Genomic DNA, 20,634 nt, shown 5'->3' on the forward strand with positions numbered 1-20,634 from the left:
CAACAAAAGGTAACATATGAGTTAGCCTGCGGCACAATTACTAGAAAAATAGTTTGTTAACTATAAAAATAGTTTACATATTTACGGCATGGAACTTGAAAAGCTCACCAACAAGGAAGAGGAAGTAATGCAAGTGCTTTGGAAGCTCGGCGCTGCATTCGTGAAAGACATGCTTCCGCTTTTCATCGAACCGAGGCTGCATTACAATACCGTTTCGACCATTATCCGGAATCTGGAAGAAAAAGGTTATGTATCGCACCGGCAGTTCGGGAACACGTATGAATATTTCCCGGTCGTGAAGCAGGAGGATTACCAGAACCATTTTGTACTGGGCAAGGTCGTTGGAGGGTATTTCAATGATTCTTACAAAGACCTCGTGGCCTATTTCGCGAAGCAGGAGAAAGTGACCCCGGACGATCTGCGCGAGATCATCCGGATGATCGAAGAAGGAGAGTAGAGTTTTGATGTAACACATTAATCCGCCGACTTTATGCTGATCCCTTACCTCATGAAAGTCAGCCTCGTGCTGGCCGTGCTCACATTAGCCTATCGCTGGCTGATCCAGTTTGAAACATTCTCGAAACTCAACCGCGTGTTATTATGGCTCAATGTCTTCGCTGCGTGGACATTACCATTGATCAGCCTGCCCAGCTGGGGACCTGTCGAAGTGCAGAGCGAATTTCACCACAGCATTCCGAAAGTGGTGGATAAGCTTCCTGCGCTCATGCAGCCGATCGCGACGATTCAGTCACAGCCCTATAATGCGTCGGCCGAATCGGCGGCATCAAAAATGACTGCCGCCGATTGGATCAGCGCCATTTACTTCTCGGGCCTGATGGTGATGGCGGTCTATTTCCTTTTCCAGATCGGCCGCCTGGCCCTCGTGGTTGCGAGAAGTCGCCATGAGGAATATCCCGACGGCACTTCCATTGTTCATGTGACGGGCGCGTCGCCTTTTTCTTTTTTCAAATGGATTATTCTGGATTCATCCAAACATTCTCACCACGAGCTCTGCAATATCCTTGCCCACGAAGCCGAACATGCGCGACAATGGCATAGCGCCGACCTGCTGCTGGCGGAAATCCAGAAGATTTGCCTTTGGTTTAACCCATTTTCCTGGATTCATCAAAGGCTTGTTCAGCAAAACCTCGAATACCTGGCAGATCGCGCCGTGCTGAACAATGGGTTTGAGAAAAAACAATATCAATACAATTTGCTGAATGCATTAATGCAAACACGGGAATTACCGCTCACGAACTCCTTTGCCCAATCGCTTCTCAAAAAGCGCATTAAAATGATGAACCGGAAACCTTCGCATTATATGGCCTGGGGTAAATATGCGGCCGTGCTTGCATTGATCTACATTTCGTCGGCATTTGTGGCGCCTTATCGCGAGCTGATCGTGGAGCTGGCGCCGGAAGTGATCCAGCCGCTTGTGAAGCCGTTGATAGGAGAAGTAATTGTAGCAGAACCTGCTAAAAAGGATTCGACCGAAAATCCGGGCGAACAGAAGAAAGCTCCCGAGCCGCAGAAAAAAGAAAATGACGCGTTGCCAGCCATCGATACTATTCAGACCGAACAGGAACCGAAGGTGAAGGGAGTTTTACTTCGGAATGACACATTATACTGGGCGATCACGCCCATGATGACTTGGGACGACATTAATGCATTGAGAAACGTCGTCCATGAATTTGGCGCGGAGCTGACAGTGAATAAGCTTCAATTCGATCCTTTGCAAGAATTTATTAGCTCGGTATCAGTTCTGACGAGAAGTAGCAAAGGGGGCTCTTCCGGTTCCGGCTCACGGGCAGGGAGCGATGAGTACACACCTTTTGAAGGTTACTCCGGCTATATCCGCAAAGACGGCATTGGGATGGGCCAGTTGCCACCAGTACCACTTATCAATGACTTGAAAAGTGACGTGGAAAAAGCTATGATGATCAAGAAAAAAAATGAGGTAGCGTACTTCGAACATAAATTCAAACAAAATCTCAACAAGCCGGGCACCAATGCCGTTTATCCTCGAAAAATGCTTTCAGATAAACTTTTCGAGCGGGAAGGAATCGGCAAATCACTTCAAAACACATTGAAAGTTCCTTACAACGCCGATAACTCCGAATTCTATTTGAACACTCGGCCTGCAACACGCGACGAACTAAATGCCTTTCCGATCGATCAGGTTGAGAAAGTCAGCGTGACAGAAATAAGGGGCGGCAAAAAGTATTATTTCATTTATACCAAATAGCAGAAGGCGGCCCGAATGAGCCGCCTTCGCGTTATACTAATCAATTATAAGCTACTATTTCAAATTCAGCTCCTCGCCGATTGCTTTTACTTTGTCTTTCAACGAAGCATAAACGCTGTCGAAATCCTCGTTCTTTTCCAGCGTAGCACGCACGCCTACGTAGAACTTGATTTTCGGTTCGGTACCGGATGGGCGGCAGGTGAATTTCGTGCCGTCCTCGGTGAAGAATTGCAATACGTTCGAAGATTCGATACCCATTTCGCCCGATGGAATGGCAACAGTGTTACCCGATTTGAAATCGGTTGTGGTCAATGCTTTGTAATCATCCATTCTCACGACCGGCGATCCGGCGATGGTTTTAGGAGGATTGGCACGGAAATCGGCCATCATTTGCTGGATTTCATCGGCACCTGATTTGCCCTTTTTGGTCAGCGAGATCAGCCCTTCGTAATAGAAACCGAACTGTTTGTAGATTTCCATCAACATATCGAAAAGGCTCAGGCCCTTGTCTTTGGCATAGGCCGTCAGTTCGGCGATCATCGCGCAGGAAGCGATCGCGTCCTTGTCGCGCACCGCGTCGCCGATCAGGTAGCCGTAGCTTTCCTCGCCGCCGCCGATGAACTGCTCCTGGCCTTCTTTCTCGCGGATTACCTGTGCAATGTATTTAAAGCCGGTAAGTGTGTTATAGCATTTCACATCGTAAGCCGCCGCCATTTTGTCGATCAGGTCGGTCGTAACGATGGTTTTACACACAAACTGCGTCCCGGTGAGCTTACCAGCGTCTTTCCACGCATTCAGGAGATAGTAAATAAGCACGCTGGCGGTCTGGTTTCCGTTCAGCAGCTGGATTTCACCATGGTGGTTTTTCACGGCGATACCCACCCGGTCGGAATCGGGGTCGGTACCCATTACCAGGTCCGCATCAATTTCTTTCGCCTTTTCAACGGCTTTGGACATTGCCTCGCTTTCTTCCGGGTTTGGATAAACGACCGTCGGGAACTGTCCGTTACCTTTCGGTTCCGCCTGCTCTTCGATCAGGGTTACCGCTTCAAAACCCATTTTGGCCAGCAATTGCGGCACCAGCGTCACGCCGGTTCCGTGCAAAGGCGTGTAAACGATTTTAAGGTCTTTCTGGCGCTCCAATGCACCTTTCGAAATCGAAAGCGAGAGGATGTGATCGATATATTTTTCGTCCACCTCGGTACCGATTTTGGTAATTTTCGAGGCATCGCCGTCAAATTTCACCTGATCGATCGACGTGATCGCATTTACTTCATTGATAATGTTGGTATCGTGCGGCGCTACCACCTGCGATCCGTCGTTCCAATAGGCTTTGTAGCCGTTGTATTCTTTCGGATTGTGTGAAGCAGTTACCACTACACCACTTTTGCAACCCAGCAAACGGATCGCGAATGAAAGCTCGGGCGTAGGGCGCAGGCCTTCGAAAAGGTACACCGAAATGCCGTTCGCCGAGAATATGTCCGCGATTATCTTCGCGAATTCGTCCGATTTAATACGGCTGTCGTACGCTACCGCCACGCTTTTTTCCTCGTTCGGGAACGCCTGGTTGAGGTAATTTGCCAATCCCTGCGTAGCCGTACCTACCGTGTAGCGGTTCATACGATTGGAACCAATGCCAATAAGGCCCCTCAAACCGCCTGTTCCGAATTCAAGGTCTTTGTAAAACGCATCCGTCAGTTCAGTATCGTTGCCTTCATCGATCAGTTGTTGAATGGATTGTTTCGTATCGATATCATAATCACCGTTGAGCCAGCTGCTCACTTTGGTCATCACATTCGGTTCCAATTTTGCAGTCATAATCAGTTAAATAGAATTAATTAAGAGAATTAAAATGTATGTACGTTCTTACTTTTCAATTTCCTCCGCCTCCTTCTCGACGGCCGAATATGATTCTTTCGCCGTTTTGTGGATCAGCTCGGCTACGAGGCCCGTCCAACCCGTCTGGTGGCTCGCCCCGCACCCGCGACCGTTGTCGCCGTGGAAATATTCGTAAAACAGAACGTGGTCGTTAAAATTAGGGTCCTTCTGCATTTTCTCATCCTGCCCGTACACCGCACGCCTTCCTTCCGAATCTTTTTTGAAAATATCGATCAGGCGACATGCAATGGCCAACGCAGCTTCCTTGATTGTAGTAAGGTTACCGGAATTGGTCGGGTATTCGATCATAAAATCCTCCCCGTAATAGGTGTGGAATTTCATCAATGAGTCAAAAATGAGGTAATTGAGCGGGAACCAGATCGGCCCGCGCCAGTTGGAGTTACCGCCCATAATGTCGGTCAGCGCCTCGGCAGGCGTGTAATCGACCTGCAAAACCTCACCGTTGATATAAAATTTGTACGGATTCTCTTCGTGGTATTTGGACAATGCCCGCACGCCGTAATCCGACAGGAACTCGCTTTCGTCGAGCATCCGTTTCATGATCATCTTCATCCGGTGCCCGCGCAGGATCGAAAGCAGCCTGTTTTCACCCTTCCCGGATTCGAACCACCGCGAAATCAGCCTCGCCAGGTCCGGACGGTTAGCCAATACCCATTCCACGCGTCGCTTGAAAACCGGCAGCTTATCCAGATTTTGCGGATCAAGGATTTCCACTGCAAAAAGTGGTATCAACCCAACGATCGAGCGCACTTTCAGGAGAATGCTCTGCCCGTTCGGAATGTGGATTACGTCGTAATAGAACTGGTCTTCCTCATCCCAAAGGCTGATCGACGAGCTTTTACCGCCGATCGACTCCATAGCGCCTGCGATATGCAGAAAGTGCTCGAAGAATTTGGAAGCCATATCCTGGTAAACGCCGTGTACCAATGCTATTTCCACTGAAATACGTAGCATATTCAGCGTATACATCGCCATCCAGCCCGTCGCATCTGCCTGTTGCAGCTTACCGCCGAACGGCATGGGTGTAGAGCGGTCGAAAACGCCGATGTTATCAAGACCGAGGAAACCGCCACTGAAAATATTGTTACCCGTATCGTCTTTCTGGTTGACCCACCAGGTGAAGTTGAGTAGCAGTTTGTGGAATATTTTTTCCAAAAACTCGATATCCCCTACTCCATTGTTCTGTTCCCGGTCGATCTCGTACACTTTCCAGGTCGCCCAGCCGTGTACCGGCGGGTTAACGTCGGAGAAATTCCACTCGTACGCGGGTATCTGCCCGTTCGGGTGCATGTAATACTCGCGCAGAAGGATTTCGAGTTGCCTTTTGGCAAAATCGGCATCCACCCTTGCCAGCGGTACGCAATGGAAAGCTAAATCCCAGGCGGCAAACCACGGGTATTCCCATTTATCAGGCATTGAAATGATATTGGCGGCATAGAGATGCTTCCAACCCGAGTTACGGCCCCATTTACGTCCCTGGTTCGGGCCCGGTTGCGCCGGGTCGCCTTTCAGCCATTCATATACATTGTAATAATAGAACTGCTTGCTCCAAAGCATCCCGGCGTACGATTGCCGCTGGATAGAGCGGAGGTCGCTGTCGGCTACGTCGCGCTGCAAATCGTCGTAAAACTCGTCTGCTTCGCGGATCCTTTTATTGAAAAAGTCCTCAAAACCACCGAATGGCTCCGAAATGGAGTGATTGACGAACCTCAGACGGAACGTTGCGCTTTCACCACCTTTAATCGTTTTGGTAAAACGGGCAGCGGCTTTTGTACCGATATTATTCGGGTTAACTGTATTCGATTTCTGTCCGCTTACGATGTAGTCGTTGATCCCGTCTTTCGGATAAGCCGTATTGTTGGCCGTACCATAAAGTTTCTTGAAGTTCGTCTCGTTCTCGCAAAACAGCAGTTCGTCCGCGCCATCCAGGTAAAGGTTGTATTTCCCGTGTTTCCGGTGTGTTACTTCGATCAAGCGGTTGGAAATACCGTTCATGATCGGCTTGTAGTTGAATGCCTCGTAGCCCCACGACCAGGTGTTCCGGAACATGATTTGCGGCAATACGGTGATCGGCGCATCATCCTTACCCCGGTTGAAAACCGTCACTTTCATCAGGATATCCTCCTCGTCGGCCTTGGCGTGCTCGATGAAAATATCGAAATACTCGTCGTTTTCGAACACACCCGTGTCCATGATCTCGTATTCCGGGTCCTGTTTGCCCCGGCGCCCGTTTTCCTGACGCAGCTTGTCATACGGAAATGGCTGCTGCGGGTATTTGTAGAGCATTTTGGTGTACGAATGCGTAGGCGTGCTGTCGAGGTAATAATACATTTCCTTTACATCCTCCCCGTGATTCGACTCCCGGTTGGTGAGACCGAAAATCCGCTCTTTCAATATTTTGTCCTTATGGTTCCAGAACCCGAAAGACAGACATATATGTTGCTTGTTATCAGAAAAACCACCGATCCCGTCTTCGCCCCAGCGATATGCTTTGGAGAGGGCCATTTCATGGGTAATATAGTTCCAGGCATCGCCATTTCCGCTATAATCCTCCCTTACCGTGCCCCATTGGCGCTCCGACAGGTAAGGCCCCCATTTCTTCCATCCCTTGTTTTCCTTTTGAAGACTTAACCTAACTTTTTCAGCTCCTTGTGCCATTAATCCGTCAATTTTTCGAAAGGAATGAATTTCAATAATTACCCAATTTAGAAAACCGGTTTTCAAAAACACCAGAAACCGGAAGAAAATTGAAAAAATTTAACAATGCGGCAAAAGGTTTTCGACAGCTACAAAACGCCATCTAAACGACTCATAATGAGCCGAAATATGTTACTGTCGAATACTTACTACTACAATGCGGGATCGGCCATACGCGTAATGTCGTAGGAAACCTCGCCCGCATAGAAACGGGTAAGGGTTGCCGCTTTGTCCGACGTTTCGACGAGTAACGGATGGCGTTCGGCATGCAGCAATTCTTCCACATCCGAAACGTATTCCTTGAACATCAGTGGATTGGGCAGTTGATAAAACTGGCCGTCGCCGGCTTTAATCACCGGCACCGGGGTTACCTTTCCGCTGGCATTCAGCAGGCCGTAACGGCGCCTTGCTTCTACATAAGCTTCGTCGGTAGCGTCAAAAACGACGTGTTCTATCGGTTTTTCAGTAGCTAAATTGGTAGTGATGCGCTCGTCGAGCTTTTCGAGCAATGCGCGCAGCGCCCATGTATGCTTGCCCGTACGTATACGCTCGCGAAGCGACTGGCGCACGAGGTAGGTCAATGCCTGGGTTACATTCAAACCTATTTCAGCCATTTGTTTGAAAATGAATGAGGTAGGCGACATTCCGGGGATCGTATTCGGGTCGTGGAGCAGAATGGTGCCGTTTTCGGTGAGGAAACCGTCGATCCGTACGCAGGCGTTGATGCCCAGTTGCTGAAACGTGGCAGCGATCATCTGCTGGATTTCCTGGTTCTTTTCAAGTGTAGTATCGACCGGAATGCGCTTGCGGCTGGCGCCGGGCTTATATTTTGCATTAAAATCAAATACCTTCACCATTTTGATCACCTCGCTTGGCGGCAATGCGAGCGGCGAACCGTCATCGAACTGAATGCAGCCGCAGGAAAACTCCTGCCCGTTCACAAATTCTTCGACCAGCACCTGATCTTCCGCATTGGAACTGCTCAGCATTGCGTGATTATTACCTTCTGAAAAGTAGATTTCCAGCTCGCTGATCAATGTCGTAGGATGGTAGATCGTCTTACCATTTAAAATCACAGGAAAACCGATGCCTTCGTCGAGGTTAGCGATTTTCTGTCCCCAGGCCAGTTTTTCAGCCTCATCCAATTCTTTCCAGGTTTCTGCATTAAGTTCAATCTGGAAAAAGCACTGGTTTACGGCAGATACGAACTCTTCGAGCGAATCGTCCTTCACAATGGCAACGCCGATCGACGAGCCCTGGTGCGGGGCCTTAATCACCAGCGGCAAGCCCAGATGCTTCTTCAAAACCTGGAAAAGCAAGGGATAGTCTTTCGGTACCCACTGGCTGTATTTGAGCGTCCAGCTTTTCTTCTCCTGCCCGTTTACGAGGGCGATCATTTCATTTTGTAATATCTTATCAATTCCAACCGCGGAGCCCATCAAACCGGGACCGCTATACGGAATTTTATACCATTCCAACAGGCCCTGGATCGCGCCATCCTCGCAGTCGGGGCCATGCATGGCCAGGAACGCGAAATCGAAATATTCTTTGAATTCGACGGGGGAAATTAGCTTACCGGTTTCGGCGGAAACGCCTGCCGCCGCCAGTTCGGGGAAAGATTCAATGTAAGTCTTAAAACCGTCTTTTTGAATGCCCGGCGCGGGGTAGAACTCCCGGATCTCGGACGAATACATCAATTCCTTTTGCAACAGTATAAACCTGCCGAAACTATCTACAAAAACCGGTACCGGCTCAAAAAGTGACTTATCGAGGTATTCAAATGCTGTTTTACCACCTGCAAATGATATCTCCCGTTCGCGGGAAGGGCCTCCAAAAAAAATTCCGATACGCATGTTTACTATTCCTGATTAATGCATTCCAATGATGCCCGCAATATAAGCGACTAATCGGGAGGAATCAATTTCTGGCTATTTACCGCACGGATTAAAACGCAAAAAGCAGCTTCCCGTTCAGGAAACTGCTTTTGACCAATATTCGATATTTTTTTCTGCTGTTATGCCAGCTCAGGCACGTTGGAGGAAACAACCTTATTAATGTAAGGCACCGCTTTGCGAATCGATTCTTCCAGCCCAGCGCGGAACGTCATAGCGCTCATCGGGCAGCTCTGGCAGGAACCCTGCAGTTCCAGTTTCACAGTCAGGTCGTCCGTCAACTCCACAAATTTCACATCACCTCCGTCTGCATGCAGGTAAGGACGCACCGTTTCGAGCGCCTGCTCGATCAATTCTATGGTTTTTTCTTTTGAATCCATTGTTAAAAAGTCTGTCTGCTAAGATGCAAGATTATATCCAAAAAATCAAATCATTCAGTTACTAACTGCTAAACCTGGATTTCAACCGCTTTGGTTTTTTCGCGCGACGCGTTCCGGATTGCAATCTGCTGTGCCAACGCTTCCGCCGCATCCATAAACGCTTCGTTCACGATCGGATTGGTATCCATCACCGCCGGACGGCCATCGTCGCCTGCCTCGCGAATGCTTTGTACCAACGGAATCTGTCCGATCAGAGGTACTTCAAACTTGTCGGCCAACGCTTGTCCGCCTCCTTTCCCGAAAATATGGTATTTGTGGTCGGGCAGCTCCTCCGGCGTGAACCAGGCCATATTTTCAATCACACCTAATATAGGCACATTGATTTGCGGCTGTTTGAACATCGACAAACCTTTGATTGCATCGGACAAGGCCACTTTCTGAGGGGTTGTTACCACTACGGCACCTGTTACCGGAACCGTTTGTACCAATGTCAGGTGAATGTCGCTCGTGCCAGGAGGCAAGTCAATAAGCAGGTAATCCAGATCGCCCCAGTCGGTATCGCCAAAAAACTGGCGCAATGCCTGGCTCGCCATCGGTCCCCGCCAAACTACCGCGCTATCCGGCGGCGTCAGAAAGCCGATCGACATCATTTTGATGCCGTACTGGCGGATCGGGTTGATATAATTTTTACCGTCTTTCGGCGTAATCGTAGGCTGCATATTCTCCGCACCAAACATCACCGGGATCGACGGACCTGAAATATCCGCATCGATAATCCCTACTTTCGCACCCGAGCGGTGCAATGCCATCGCGAGGTTGGCGGTAACCGTCGATTTCCCTACCCCACCCTTGCCGGACGAGATAGCGATCACGTTTTTCACACCGGGAATCAGGGGGCCTGTATGACGAGTCGTGGTTACGTTAGCAGTAAGCTTGATAATAACCTCCACCTCCGGGCTCAGATGCTCATGGATCGCATTCTCGCAATTCTTTTTGATCAGTTCTTTAAGAGGGCAAGCGGGGGTTGTAAGCACTACCGTAAACCGAACCTGGTTTACACCAATTTCTATATCCTGGATCATACCGAGCGTCACCAGATCCTTTTTGAGATCGGGCTCTTCCACAGTACTCAACGCCTGCAATACTTTTTCCTTATTAATTGTAAATTCTCCCATTATAATGGTTCACGGTCATTAACTAATACTATGCAACACGAAATATCCCCAATGAGTTTGTCACATTCCCGGAAATTCTCCAATCCTGCGTTCCACCTCCTCCATTTCCGCCGAAACATCCAGATTTCTTGAAAGCGCATTGAGCCTGGCCCATAATGATTTCAACATTTTCAAATACCCCGAGGTCAGACCATGCAAAGGCCGGTGCGCCAGCGTATCGCGGACAGACGCCCATTCATTCATCAATTTCAATGAACCGGCTTCGATATAGTTTTGTGCAAATGCATTGAAAATGTACTCTTCCGCGACATTGCTCGGGTGGATCATATCTTCTTTGTAAAAGCGATAATCCCGCAGCTCGTCGATCATGATCTCGTAAGAAGGGAAGTACGCTACATGCTTGTACTTCTCCGAAAGCCGGTGCGCAACCAGTCTCAACGTCGATTTGCTCACCTGGTTGAGCGGGAGCGTGTCGCGCGTATGGCGAACGGGGCTTACTGTAAGCAATATGCGCAGCTTGCGGTTGTATGGGATCAGTTTCTGGATTATTTGCTCGAATGCGATCAAAATCTGATCGAAATGCAGGAGTTCCTTGATGAAGCGGTCGCTGGGCAGCTTGTGGCAATTGCCGACGATCAGATTAGTCTTCCGGTGCCGGTATGCATAGGCAGTGCCCAATGTAATCACCAGTAAATCGGCCTCCGACAAATACTCACGGATTTCATCCAGCTTATCCGAAAGCTGCGCATCCAGTGCAGCCTGCCCATTGGCCCATTGCGACGAATGAAAATCGTGATGCAGCCAGATTTGATCCGGATTTTGAAGAAACAATGCGGGGTTAGGCCTCTTTTCCTCCACCGCGCTGTCCAGGACCTTGCAAATAGTCAAAGGATTGAATACCGTGCCCAGGGGATTATTAAGCACATCGAACTTGTAATCGCTCAACTGGCCGCCCAGTACTTCGGCAAAACAGGAGCCGATGGTCAGAATTTTAGTGTGGTGATCAATCTTCAAATCGGGGGCATCCAGGGCAACCTCCGTACTCAACTTTATTTCCTTCATTACATAAAAACGACAAGCGGGCTACAAAATTAAGCATGAAAACCACAGGATTTCACTAAATGCTGGGGTTTAGCAATTTATAATTTGGGTTATGGGGAATTTTTATATGTTTGCCCTGAATTAGTGCACACTATAAGTCGGTTAAAAATGAAGGAACAAGCTTACCCGTTTCAACTCGTGCAGGACCAAGCGTTCTATGAGTTTACAAGCGTCAGTGCAAACAAAAAGATAGAAAAAGCTGTTTTGTTGGAACAGTCAAGAACAGTCGACAGGCTGTTTAATCTCGCTCTAATGGATGCTGACGACGATGGCGAATTCAGCGACGAAGTCGAAAGCAGAAACGGTGATCTCAAAATGGTTTTAGCAACAATATTCCGGATCGTTGAACATTTTCTTGACAGACGCTCAGATGTAGTTGTCGGTTTTCGGGGAAATGACGAGCGCAGACATCGTTTGTACCGCATTGCCATTGCATACCAGCTACAACACCTGACAGGGAGATTTGAAATATACGGCGGAAAGAACAACGCAATGTTTTTGTTTGAACCGAACACAGCTTACGAATATTACTACATCAAAAAATATAGCTATGAGCCATAATTCAGACTTAGTCATCTCTCCAAAACAGAGAAAAAGCATTGAGGATAAATTCAGAGAAGCCGATGAATTTGCTAAGAATATAGATTTTGACAATCTTCCGAAAAGAGAAAACCACCCGGAAGTCTCCCGACCAGCCGCCAAAGGAAGTCATCAAGGAAAAGCGTAAATATTTAGCTGGTATGACCCAAAAAGCATTTTCCAATAGACCACTGATTATACAATGCTTGGTGGCATCTTGTGTAGTAGCTCTTTTCAATGTCGTAGGCTGCGCCCAGCCATCAGAAACGCCCAAACCAAACATGCTCAAATACGAATTCGCGCCCACCCCATCCTGGCAGGACGAATTCAACTATTCCGGCAAGCCCGACGCGGCCAAATGGGGCTACGACCTCGGCGACCACGGCTGGGGGAATAATGAGCTGGAAAACTATACCGACAAGATCGAAAATGCCAAAGTGGAAAATGGCAATCTGGTGATCACGGCCATTAAGGAGCCGTCTGGCAAGCAGCAGTACAGTTCCGCAAGGCTCGTTTCGAAGGGTAAGGGAGACTTTACTTATGGTAAATTCGAAATCAGGGCGAAGTTGCCGAAAGGGCGTGGGACGTGGCCTGCTATCTGGATGCTGGCGAGCGGGAACGAATATGGCAACAAAGGCTGGCCGGACAATGGCGAGATCGACATTATGGAACACGTCGGGTTTGACCAGGACCGGCTTCATGGCAATATCCATACGAAGGCATTCAACCATGCCATTAAAACCAACAAGGGCAACAATATCGTTGTGAAAGGACTCTCGGAGGATTTCCACGTGTACACGTGCGAATGGACACCCGAGGCGGTTACGATACTCGTCGATGGTAACGCCTATTTCACCTTTAAAAAAGAAGCAACCTACCAATGGCCCGAATGGCCGTTCGACAAGCCTTTTCATTTAATTTTAAACGTTGCCGTCGGTGGTAACTGGGGTGGACAAAAGGGTGTGGACGACAGCATTTTCCCGCAAAAAATGGAGGTCGATTACGTACGCGTGTACCCGCTCGTGACGAAGTAGCGGCTTTGAAAATCCAGTGCACGGAAGTATCTTGCACCATGGATCATTTCGTTGTTTCGGCCAGGAAGTATCGTCCCGTCACCTTTGATTCGGTGGTGGGCCAATCACACATCACTACCACATTAAAGAATGCCATTCGCACCAATCACCTCGCGCAAGCTTTCCTTTTCTGCGGTCCCCGCGGCGTAGGAAAAACGACTTGTGCGCGGATTCTGGCCAAAACGATCAACTGCCAGAACCTGGGCGACGATGTAGAGGCATGCGGCGAATGCGAGTCGTGCGTGAGCTTCCAGAACAACGCTTCTTTCAATATCCACGAGCTCGATGCCGCTTCCAACAACTCTGTTGAGGATATTCGTAACCTGATCGATCAGGTGCGTTATCCACCCCAGACAGGGAAGTACAAGATCTACATTATCGATGAGGTCCACATGCTTTCGCAGGCCGCTTTCAATGCGTTCCTGAAAACATTGGAAGAACCGCCAGCGTACGCCATTTTCATTCTCGCGACGACAGAGAAACATAAGATCCTGCCAACCATCCTGTCGCGCTGCCAGATCTTCGACTTCAACCGCATTCAATCAAAAGACATTGCCCATCACCTGGCGGATATTGCCCAAAAGGAAGGCATTAATGCCGAACACGAGGCCCTTGAACTGATAGGTCAGAAAGCCGATGGCGGTTTGCGGGATGCGCTTTCGATGTTCGATCTTAATGTCACGTTTTCTACCAACAACCACCTCACCTACGCGGCGGTACTGGAAAACCTGCACATTCTCGACTATGATTATTATTTCAAAATCACGGATGCGCTCACTGCCGGAAGCATTGCACGTTCATTGATATTGTTTGATGAAATTTTAAGGAAGGGATTCGACGGGCACTTGTTTGTGATCGGCCTTCTGGAACATTTCCGCAACTTGCTCGTCTGCAAGGACCCGGCGACGGTTACCCTATTGCAGGTGTCGGAATCGGCCGAGCGTAAATACCTTGAACAATCCTTAATGGCCGAGCTCAGCTTCCTCCTTTCGGCGCTGAGTATTACCGGGCAATGCGATATCAATTACAAATCGGCGAAAAACCAGCGGTTGCATGTGGAGATCTGTCTCATGAAACTCGCCAATCTGCCTCAGGTTCTTCAACTTCATTCTCTTGCTGCCGTTGATGAAACGGCAAAAAAAAAAGTTGAGCCCCAACAACCTCTGAACAGCCCTGCGGCCCCGTCACAGGCAACAACTGTACCTCTACCTGCCGTGCCTGCCCACGGCCAGTCAAACGGGAGCGCTTATGCGAATGCCCCCGCACAACCCGCAGCGGTACCACAGCAAGCTGCTCCTCAACAAGCGGCACACCCGCAGCCAGCCCCTCAGCATGCCGCTACCTCCCGACTGAAAAGTACCGTTTCGCTGACGCAATCGCTTACGCCTCCCGCGCAGCAACCGGCAAAGCAAGGCAATGCCGAGCCTCAGGCGGATTATGCCGCTGTGCCCAATGGTGCAAAAAAGGAAGAATTGACATTGGCAAACCTGCAACGTTTCTGGTACGAATTCTCTCAAAAACGCCTGCAAGCAGGAAATTCGACAACGGAACAAATCACATTGAATCGTGAAATTCAGCTGAATGGGGCCACAATAGAAATTGCGCTGGATAATGACCACCAGCAGGATGCGGTAATGAATATGCGTTATGAGTTGCTGGGCTTCCTGAAAGCACGGCTCGATTCGCCGAAACTGGACATTAACCCTCGCGTAGCACCCCAGGAGGTAAACAGGCTGCCTTATACTCCTGCCGAGAAATTTAACTTTTTAGCAGAAAAAAACCCCTATTTGCTCGAATTGAAGCAAGCACTGGGGCTGGATGTGGATTTTTAATTTTTGGAAGATCTCGCGTTCCGGAAAGTCTCGTGTAAATGCAGCACTTGCGGTATCAGCTCGGAATCATCGTCGTTTTGAACGAAATAATCGGCTATTTCACGGCGTGATTCATCCGAAACCTGCCGTTCGATAATTGCTCTGATCTCCTGCTCGGTGCGCTTATCCCGTTGCAATATCCGTTGAATGCGTAATTCAACCGGCGCTTCCACTACCACCACGTAATCTACCGCGTTAGCCTCGCTGGCTTTGGCCATAATAGCCGCTTCCTTCACCACATAAGGCACTTCGGCATGCTGCGCGACCCACGCTCTCGTATCACGAAGCACAACAGGATGGATAATCGCATTCAATTCTTTCAATAACGCTTCATTTTTAAAAACGGCAGAAGCCACGAATCGGGTATTGTATTGGCCCGCATCGTCATAAGCCTCAGCCCCAAGCAACGCAACCACCTTTTCTCGGATTTCCGGGTCGTGATTGGTCAGCCATTTGGCACGGCTATCAGCATAATAAACGGGGATATCCAGGCATTCAAAGAGCCTGCAAACCATACTTTTCCCTGAACCAATGCCACCGGTAATACCTATCAGAAGTGGACGATCCATGTATTTGTAGGTCAAATGGAGAATAAACTATTGCTGCGGCGGGGCGCTCAGGAACTGTGCTACTTCGAAGCTCACATACACGTCGCGATGGCTCACTTCCACGAGCGGAGAAACCGGCAGCGGTATGGGCAGGCTTTCGTCATAGTTGTTCTGGATCTTCGGCGTACGCACCTGAACTTTGATCGTATCCGGAAAAGCCTTGATGAGCGAAACCGGCCCATCCACCGAAATAAGCGACGGTGATACATTGATAAAGCTGGAAATCACATAGCCTTCACGAATATCGATCCCCAGGCTGTCCACGCGGATAGGGATGATTTTTCTGATTTTGGGTTCGAAATTAAGCTCGAAAGTATCCGCTACCACATAGTTTACGTGCAGGTTCGGGAACATTTCCGTGATCTGGTCGGTCAGTGTGGTAGAGTTAATGAAGCTCGATACATTCGGGTTCTGCACGCGATACACCACCGGATTGGCATTGAAGTTCAGCCAGGATTTTTGGAGCAAAGTCCAGCCGTCCCCCGTTACATTCACCGAAATCCGTTTGGGAAGCGGCTGCATCGGCACATAAGCCGAATTATCGTACTCGATCGACAGCGGGTAATTCAGTTTAAGGGAATAATTATCCTTATTGAGGACATTCATTAACCAAAAAAAGGATGCTGCAAGCAAGCATCCTATAAATGTTTTGATCCTGTTCTGGTTGGCTGGGACTTGACTCACAACAATTTTGAAAATGCATGCATTGGCGGAAATGCATGCCGTTCATGATTAGTTTTACCCGGCGATGGTGCGCGAAATAGCCGATTTCTCGACTGTCAATTTCACTCCTTTATCCAATTCAAGCGTAACCGTCGCTTCTTCTACTGTGTAGATTCTGGCATGGATGCCACCGATCGTTACCACCTGGTCGCCTTTTTTCAGGTTAGTAAGCAATTCTTTCTGCTCCTTTTGTTTTTTCTGCTGCGGACGGATCATGAAGAAATAGAATACCCCGATGATACCGACCCACATTACGACCTGGTAAATCATACCCTGTGAGCCGCCGGCTGCTTGTGCTAAAATAGAATAATTCATTGTAGTAGATGGGTTGTATAAATATTACTTCTTCGCCGTTACCGAGTCCGTCGCCACCGGCTGAGGTGCTGCGTTGACAATACCTTTCAGCCTCAGTTCGGTATTGGCCGGTTCGGTGTTGGCGTAAACGGTGATTGTCTTGACCTGCGGCCCGGCCTTATGTTTACTATCGAAACGAACCTTGATGCTCGAAACCTGTTTCGGCTCAATCGGGTCTTTCGGCCACTCGGGCGTCGTACACCCGCACGAGGAACTGATATTGTTGAGGATCAGCGGGTACTCGCCATCGTTGCGGAATTTGAACTCGTGTTCCACAATGGCACCTTCCTGGATCGTCCCGAAGTCGTACTCGGTACTGTCGATCAAAGCAAAAACAGGCAGCTTTGAATTTGCCTGTTTTTCCCCGCCATTCTTTTCATTTTTGGAGCAACCGGAAAAAGCCACCGCCATTCCCAGAAACGCGAAAAGGGCTATTTTTTTCATAGATCATTCACTAGCCTGGCCCTTGATTTGCGCCATCAGACGATCTACGTCCTCCAAAAGCTTTTCGGCTTTTTCGCGCGCGTCGTTCACCACACGTTCGCCTTCCGTTCTGGAAAAATTGTCGGGCTGGTCTTTTTTGTCTACCAGATCCTGAATCACTTCTTGCAGTTTCTCACGGTATTTGGACAGTCTGTATGTCAGCTGGGTACGAAGCACCTCGCCTTTGTCGGGGGCGTAAAGGATACCCAATGCCGCGCCGGTGGCACAGCCTGTCAGGAATGCGATTAAACTATTACTGGTTTTACTCATGGTTTCTGCTGTTTTTTTGCTGCAAACGGGTGTCCGCTCATCTATTTATAATGGCCTCCAAAAATTGTTCCATTATACCCGGCCCCAATTTCGGCAGCTTTTACTTATTATCAATCAAACCGCGCCCGCTTTTTCTGATCACGCCTTCTTTGGCAAGTTTTACCGAAAGCACGTCCAGGACGCCATTCACAAACTTACCACTTTTTGGGGTACTGTACCTTTTTGCGATCTCAATAAACTCATTAATGGTGACTTTCACGGGGATACCCGGGAAATGAATGAGTTCGGCAAGGGCTGTTTTGAGGATAATAAGGTCCACCATCGCGATCCTTTCCAGCTCCCAGTTTTTCAGCTGGTCTTCCAGATAAATATCGTACTGGTCGCTTTCTGCTACCACGATTTTGCAAAGTTCCTCCACAAATGCCCTGTCCTCTTCCCAATCCTTGGTAAGCGGCGCAAGCTGGAAGGTGTGTGCCAAATCGGCAGTGCGCAAGGTCTTGATCGCAAGGCTGCGGATCAGCTCACTGTGGTCTGCCCAGTAAAGATCGCGTTGTTCGAGGTAATCGAGTGAAACCTCGTGTTTGAGGATAATCTGACGCAGGACGTGCTGGATAATCTCCTGGTCTTCCTCCGGCGTATGCGTCGCCGATTTGCAATATGTTTCATAGGTTTCGTCCTTGCGTAGCCCCTCCCGGTAAATCTTCCGGATCAGGTTCATTTCGTTGGACCAGTTGATGCCGCTGCGGATAATTTCCTCTTCCAGCGGTTTATCTTCCTGCAAAACCTTGATCACCCGGTTCGTGTCCAGTCCTGAATCTTTCGGGAATGGTGCCTCCGGGTCGTCGTACCTGCGCTCGCGGTCGATTTTTGCCTGGTGTGATAGTTCGATCAGCATCGACAGGATTCGGATGAAATCGACGTAAATCGTTTCCGTTTCATTCAAAACCCTTCTAACGAGTTTTTCTCCATCCGTATTCGTCTGCCGGTTATATGCTTCATAGGCCGTCTGCGCAACTCTCAGCACCCGATCGGGAAGTTCTTCGTCTTCATTCGGCTTACCGTTCTTGATAAACTCGTCGAGCGTCATATTCGCGAGCCGCTTCATGCCCGAAAGTTTCTTCTTGTCCTGAAACTCCATCGAGTTCAGGTCTGGAGCGAATGCCTCTTCAATACGGTCGAGTGCCAGTAAACGGTTCGCATCGGCTGTAAGCTGCCGCGCATAAAGTGCCTGAACCGCCTTGGTTCTTAGTAATCTTCTATTCAGCATAAGCCGGAATACTATTTGGATAAAAGGTACAGTAAATCAAAGAACGTGTCTGCATGTGTTGCAAGGCCATTCTGTGCTGTACCCCGCATGGTTTGTTTTTGAAATCGACCGCAAAATTAGACTATTTTGTTCACAATCGGAAAATTGGGGCGCGTCGTTTTAATTTTGCAACGTTTTGGTAAAATAGGATGTTGGCTAGAAAGCGTCCAGCACGGCTGATCAAAATCTGAACCGGTGAAAGCATTAAAATCTCTCAACAAATATTTGTGGAAATACAAGTGGTACCTTATCCTGGGTATCATTTTTACGATCATATCCAACCTTTTCGGCATTATCCCGGCCCAGCTCGTACGTTACGCGCTCGACCTGGTGATCGAAACGCTGGACATTTATTACCTCTATAATGGCATGTCGCTGCAAAGCGCCATGTATGATATTTTTGCGTTCAGTATCCTGCTTTACGGATTCCTGATCCTGCTGATGGCGCTGCTGAAAGGGATATTCCTTTTCCTGGTACGGCAAACGATCATCGTTATGTCGCGCCACATCGAATTCGAGCTCAAAAACGACATTTACGAGCATTACCAGACGCTCCCGGCCGCCTTTTTCCGTCGCCACAGCACCGGCGACCTCATGGCGCGCATTTCGGAAGACGTGAGCAATGTCCGCATTTACGTCGGCCCGGCGCTCATGTACGGCATTAACCTTATTGTACTGTTTTTTCTGGTGATCTCCTACATGATCTCCGTGAGCCCGAAACTGACGCTATACGTATTGCTCCCTTTGCCAGTGCTTTCGGTGAGCGTTTACGTTGTCAACAACATCATTATGAAGCGTTCGCAGGAAATTCAGAGACAACTTTCCGCGCTTTCCACTTACGTCCAGGAAGCATTTTCAGGCATACGGGTTATCAAATCCTTTGTTCAGGAAGACCGGTCTTATGCTAATTTTCAAAAGGAGGCCGAAGTTTTCAAAGCCAAATCACTGGGGCTTACCAAAGTCGACGCATTCTTCTACCCGATGATTGTTCTTTTAATAGGCCTGAGTAACATCCTGGTCATTTTTGTCGGCGGTCAGGAAATCATCAACGGCCGCCTCACGCCGGGTAACATCACCGAATTTATATTGTATGTCAATATCCTTACCTGGCCGGTAATGGCGTTGGGATGGACCACGAGCCAGATCCAGCGCGCGGCATCGTCACAACTCCGGATCAATGAGTTTTTGAATGAAAAAACAACACTCGTTTCCGACAAAAACGTCAGCAGACCTTTAAATGGCAAGGTTACTTTCCGTCACGTCGGCTTTGTTTATCCCGACTCGGGCATTAAAGCATTGCAGGATTTTGACCTGACCGTCGAAGCCGGCGAAAGCGTAGCGATCCTCGGCACGACCGGTTCCGGGAAAAGTACGCTCGCACATTTGATATGTCGGCTCTATGACCCGACCGAAGGCCAGATCCTGATCGACGATATTCCGATGAAGGACTACGATGTCCGCGGTTACCGCCGCCAGATCGGGTATGTGCCGCAGGATGTGTTCCTTTTTTCGGACAGCATTCAGAACAACGTCCGCTTCGGCACCGAAGACATGCCATTTGAACGGATCGAGCAAGCCGTAAAAGACGCCGATCTTTATAATAATATCAAAGATTTCCCGCAAGGTTACGAAACCATGCTTGGCGAAAGGGGCATTACGCTCTCGGGCGGGCAGAAGCAACGCCTTTCGATCGCCCGCGCCATCGCCCGCGACCCGAAAATACTCGTCCTCGACGATTGCCTCTCGGCAGTGGACACCAATACCGAAAACATCATCCTCAACAACATGAAACGGATTATGGACCAGCGCACCTCCATGATCATCTCCCACCGCGTCTCCTCCGCCAAGCTCGCCGACAAAATCGTAGTTCTCGACGAAGGCCGCATCGTGGAGCAAGGGACCCACACGGAGCTTATGGCGTCGAACGGGGCTTATAAGGAACTGTATGAGAAGCAGTTGATTTCCGAGGAGGTGTAGC

19 protein-coding genes are annotated in these 20,634 nt (G+C 49.0%); 7 read left to right on the forward strand and 12 right to left on the reverse strand.

Annotated elements, in window-relative coordinates; genetic code table 11:
* Positions 1 to 88 precede the first annotated feature (88 nt).
* The gene (locus tag BMW93_RS02675; protein ID WP_090373628.1) at positions 89 to 457 is read left to right on the forward strand and encodes a BlaI/MecI/CopY family transcriptional regulator; all 369 of its coding nucleotides are present in this window, start codon (positions 89 to 91) and stop codon (positions 455 to 457) included.
* 33 nt (positions 458 to 490) lie between these two features.
* Positions 491 to 2,245, forward strand: a complete 1,755-nt coding sequence (locus tag BMW93_RS02680; protein WP_090373629.1) for a M56 family metallopeptidase — start codon at positions 491 to 493, stop codon at positions 2,243 to 2,245.
* A gap of 54 nt (positions 2,246 to 2,299) precedes the next feature.
* Here the strand turns inward: BMW93_RS02680 and BMW93_RS02685 are convergent, their stop codons facing one another.
* From BMW93_RS02685 to BMW93_RS02710, 6 genes are all read right to left on the reverse strand, one after another.
* Complete coding sequence (locus tag BMW93_RS02685) at positions 2,300 to 4,063, reverse strand: phospho-sugar mutase (RefSeq protein WP_090373630.1); 1,764 nt, start codon at positions 4,061 to 4,063, stop codon at positions 2,300 to 2,302.
* 48 nt (positions 4,064 to 4,111) lie between these two features.
* Positions 4,112 to 6,802: an MGH1-like glycoside hydrolase domain-containing protein gene (locus BMW93_RS02690; RefSeq protein ID WP_090373631.1), complete on the reverse strand. Its 2,691-nt coding sequence runs from the start codon at positions 6,800 to 6,802 to the stop codon at positions 4,112 to 4,114.
* Between the two features lie 191 nt (positions 6,803 to 6,993).
* Entirely contained in the window at positions 6,994 to 8,694 is a 1,701-nt protein-coding gene (locus BMW93_RS02695; RefSeq protein ID WP_090373632.1) for a D-alanine--D-alanine ligase, read from the reverse strand.
* A gap of 161 nt (positions 8,695 to 8,855) precedes the next feature.
* Positions 8,856 to 9,113, reverse strand: a complete 258-nt coding sequence (locus BMW93_RS02700; RefSeq protein WP_090373633.1) for a NifU family protein — start codon at positions 9,111 to 9,113, stop codon at positions 8,856 to 8,858.
* 68 nt (positions 9,114 to 9,181) lie between these two features.
* Complete coding sequence (locus BMW93_RS02705) at positions 9,182 to 10,288, reverse strand: Mrp/NBP35 family ATP-binding protein (RefSeq protein WP_090373634.1); 1,107 nt, start codon at positions 10,286 to 10,288, stop codon at positions 9,182 to 9,184.
* A gap of 60 nt (positions 10,289 to 10,348) precedes the next feature.
* Positions 10,349 to 11,350 carry a GSCFA domain-containing protein gene (locus tag BMW93_RS02710; protein ID WP_090373635.1) on the reverse strand — a complete coding sequence of 334 codons (1,002 nt, stop codon included), beginning with the start codon at positions 11,348 to 11,350 and terminating at the stop codon, positions 10,349 to 10,351.
* 147 nt (positions 11,351 to 11,497) lie between these two features.
* Here BMW93_RS02710 and BMW93_RS02715 point away from each other — a divergent pair, with 147 nt between their 5' ends.
* The 4 genes from BMW93_RS02715 (at position 11,498) to BMW93_RS02725 (ending at position 14,873) form a co-directional block, all read left to right on the forward strand.
* On the forward strand, positions 11,498 to 11,950 hold the full coding sequence (locus BMW93_RS02715) for a DUF6934 family protein (protein WP_090373636.1): 453 nt from the start codon (positions 11,498 to 11,500) through the stop codon (positions 11,948 to 11,950).
* On the forward strand, positions 11,940 to 12,116 hold the full coding sequence (locus tag BMW93_RS35360; RefSeq protein ID WP_177193987.1) for a hypothetical protein: 177 nt from the start codon (positions 11,940 to 11,942) through the stop codon (positions 12,114 to 12,116). Before BMW93_RS02715 ends, BMW93_RS35360 begins: the two co-directional genes overlap by 11 nt.
* Positions 12,117 to 12,249: 133 nt before the next feature.
* Positions 12,250 to 13,002, forward strand: coding sequence for a family 16 glycosylhydrolase (locus BMW93_RS02720; RefSeq protein WP_229240151.1), 753 nt, complete (start codon positions 12,250 to 12,252; stop codon positions 13,000 to 13,002).
* Between the two features lie 38 nt (positions 13,003 to 13,040).
* Positions 13,041 to 14,873 carry a DNA polymerase III subunit gamma/tau gene (locus tag BMW93_RS02725; protein ID WP_090373637.1) on the forward strand — a complete coding sequence of 611 codons (1,833 nt, stop codon included), beginning with the start codon at positions 13,041 to 13,043 and terminating at the stop codon, positions 14,871 to 14,873.
* Here the strand turns inward: BMW93_RS02725 and coaE are convergent.
* The 6 genes from coaE to nusB form a co-directional block, all read right to left on the reverse strand.
* Positions 14,870 to 15,481 (reverse strand): dephospho-CoA kinase, encoded by a 612-nt coding sequence (coaE, locus tag BMW93_RS02730; RefSeq protein WP_090373638.1) that lies wholly within the window; start codon positions 15,479 to 15,481, stop codon positions 14,870 to 14,872. The genes BMW93_RS02725 and coaE overlap by 4 nt on opposite strands.
* A gap of 27 nt (positions 15,482 to 15,508) precedes the next feature.
* Positions 15,509 to 16,126 (reverse strand): hypothetical protein, encoded by a 618-nt coding sequence (locus BMW93_RS02735; protein WP_090373877.1) that lies wholly within the window; start codon positions 16,124 to 16,126, stop codon positions 15,509 to 15,511.
* 132 nt (positions 16,127 to 16,258) lie between these two features.
* Complete coding sequence (yajC, locus tag BMW93_RS02740) at positions 16,259 to 16,558, reverse strand: preprotein translocase subunit YajC (RefSeq protein WP_090373639.1); 300 nt, start codon at positions 16,556 to 16,558, stop codon at positions 16,259 to 16,261.
* Between the two features lie 24 nt (positions 16,559 to 16,582).
* The gene (locus tag BMW93_RS02745; protein ID WP_090373640.1) at positions 16,583 to 17,041 is read right to left on the reverse strand and encodes a DUF1573 domain-containing protein; all 459 of its coding nucleotides are present in this window, start codon (positions 17,039 to 17,041) and stop codon (positions 16,583 to 16,585) included.
* A 3-nt stretch (positions 17,042 to 17,044) separates the two neighbouring features.
* On the reverse strand, positions 17,045 to 17,350 hold the full coding sequence (locus tag BMW93_RS02750; protein ID WP_090151559.1) for a YtxH domain-containing protein: 306 nt from the start codon (positions 17,348 to 17,350) through the stop codon (positions 17,045 to 17,047).
* A gap of 100 nt (positions 17,351 to 17,450) precedes the next feature.
* Entirely contained in the window at positions 17,451 to 18,617 is a 1,167-nt protein-coding gene (nusB, locus tag BMW93_RS02755) for a transcription antitermination factor NusB (RefSeq protein ID WP_090373641.1), read from the reverse strand.
* Between the two features lie 234 nt (positions 18,618 to 18,851).
* On the opposite strand from nusB, the gene BMW93_RS02760 reads away from it, so the two are divergent.
* On the forward strand, positions 18,852 to 20,633 hold the full coding sequence (locus tag BMW93_RS02760; protein ID WP_090373642.1) for an ABC transporter ATP-binding protein: 1,782 nt from the start codon (positions 18,852 to 18,854) through the stop codon (positions 20,631 to 20,633).
* Position 20,634: the final 1 nt, after the last annotated feature.

Origin of the sequence: Dyadobacter sp. SG02 (assembly GCF_900109045.1) — a bacterium.
Classification (GTDB): domain Bacteria; phylum Bacteroidota; class Bacteroidia; order Cytophagales; family Spirosomataceae; genus Dyadobacter.

Coding starts and splice junctions, on each gene's coding strand:
- BMW93_RS02675 (WP_090373628.1), top strand. CDS start 89: ATGGAACTTGAAAAGCTCACCAACAAGGAAGAGGAAGTAATGCAAGTG.
- BMW93_RS02680 (WP_090373629.1), top strand. CDS start 491: ATGCTGATCCCTTACCTCATGAAAGTCAGCCTCGTGCTGGCCGTGCTC.
- BMW93_RS02685 (WP_090373630.1), bottom strand. CDS start 4,063: ATGACTGCAAAATTGGAACCGAATGTGATGACCAAAGTGAGCAGCTGG.
- BMW93_RS02690 (WP_090373631.1), bottom strand. CDS start 6,802: ATGGCACAAGGAGCTGAAAAAGTTAGGTTAAGTCTTCAAAAGGAAAAC.
- BMW93_RS02695 (WP_090373632.1), bottom strand. CDS start 8,694: ATGCGTATCGGAATTTTTTTTGGAGGCCCTTCCCGCGAACGGGAGATA.
- BMW93_RS02700 (WP_090373633.1), bottom strand. CDS start 9,113: ATGGATTCAAAAGAAAAAACCATAGAATTGATCGAGCAGGCGCTCGAA.
- BMW93_RS02705 (WP_090373634.1), bottom strand. CDS start 10,288: ATGGGAGAATTTACAATTAATAAGGAAAAAGTATTGCAGGCGTTGAGT.
- BMW93_RS02710 (WP_090373635.1), bottom strand. CDS start 11,350: ATGAAGGAAATAAAGTTGAGTACGGAGGTTGCCCTGGATGCCCCCGAT.
- BMW93_RS02715 (WP_090373636.1), top strand. CDS start 11,498: ATGAAGGAACAAGCTTACCCGTTTCAACTCGTGCAGGACCAAGCGTTC.
- BMW93_RS35360 (WP_177193987.1), top strand. CDS start 11,940: ATGAGCCATAATTCAGACTTAGTCATCTCTCCAAAACAGAGAAAAAGC.
- BMW93_RS02720 (WP_229240151.1), top strand. CDS start 12,250: ATGCTCAAATACGAATTCGCGCCCACCCCATCCTGGCAGGACGAATTC.
- BMW93_RS02725 (WP_090373637.1), top strand. CDS start 13,041: ATGGATCATTTCGTTGTTTCGGCCAGGAAGTATCGTCCCGTCACCTTT.
- coaE (WP_090373638.1), bottom strand. CDS start 15,481: ATGGATCGTCCACTTCTGATAGGTATTACCGGTGGCATTGGTTCAGGG.
- BMW93_RS02735 (WP_090373877.1), bottom strand. CDS start 16,126: ATGAATGTCCTCAATAAGGATAATTATTCCCTTAAACTGAATTACCCG.
- yajC (WP_090373639.1), bottom strand. CDS start 16,558: ATGAATTATTCTATTTTAGCACAAGCAGCCGGCGGCTCACAGGGTATG.
- BMW93_RS02745 (WP_090373640.1), bottom strand. CDS start 17,041: ATGAAAAAAATAGCCCTTTTCGCGTTTCTGGGAATGGCGGTGGCTTTT.
- BMW93_RS02750 (WP_090151559.1), bottom strand. CDS start 17,350: ATGAGTAAAACCAGTAATAGTTTAATCGCATTCCTGACAGGCTGTGCC.
- nusB (WP_090373641.1), bottom strand. CDS start 18,617: ATGCTGAATAGAAGATTACTAAGAACCAAGGCGGTTCAGGCACTTTAT.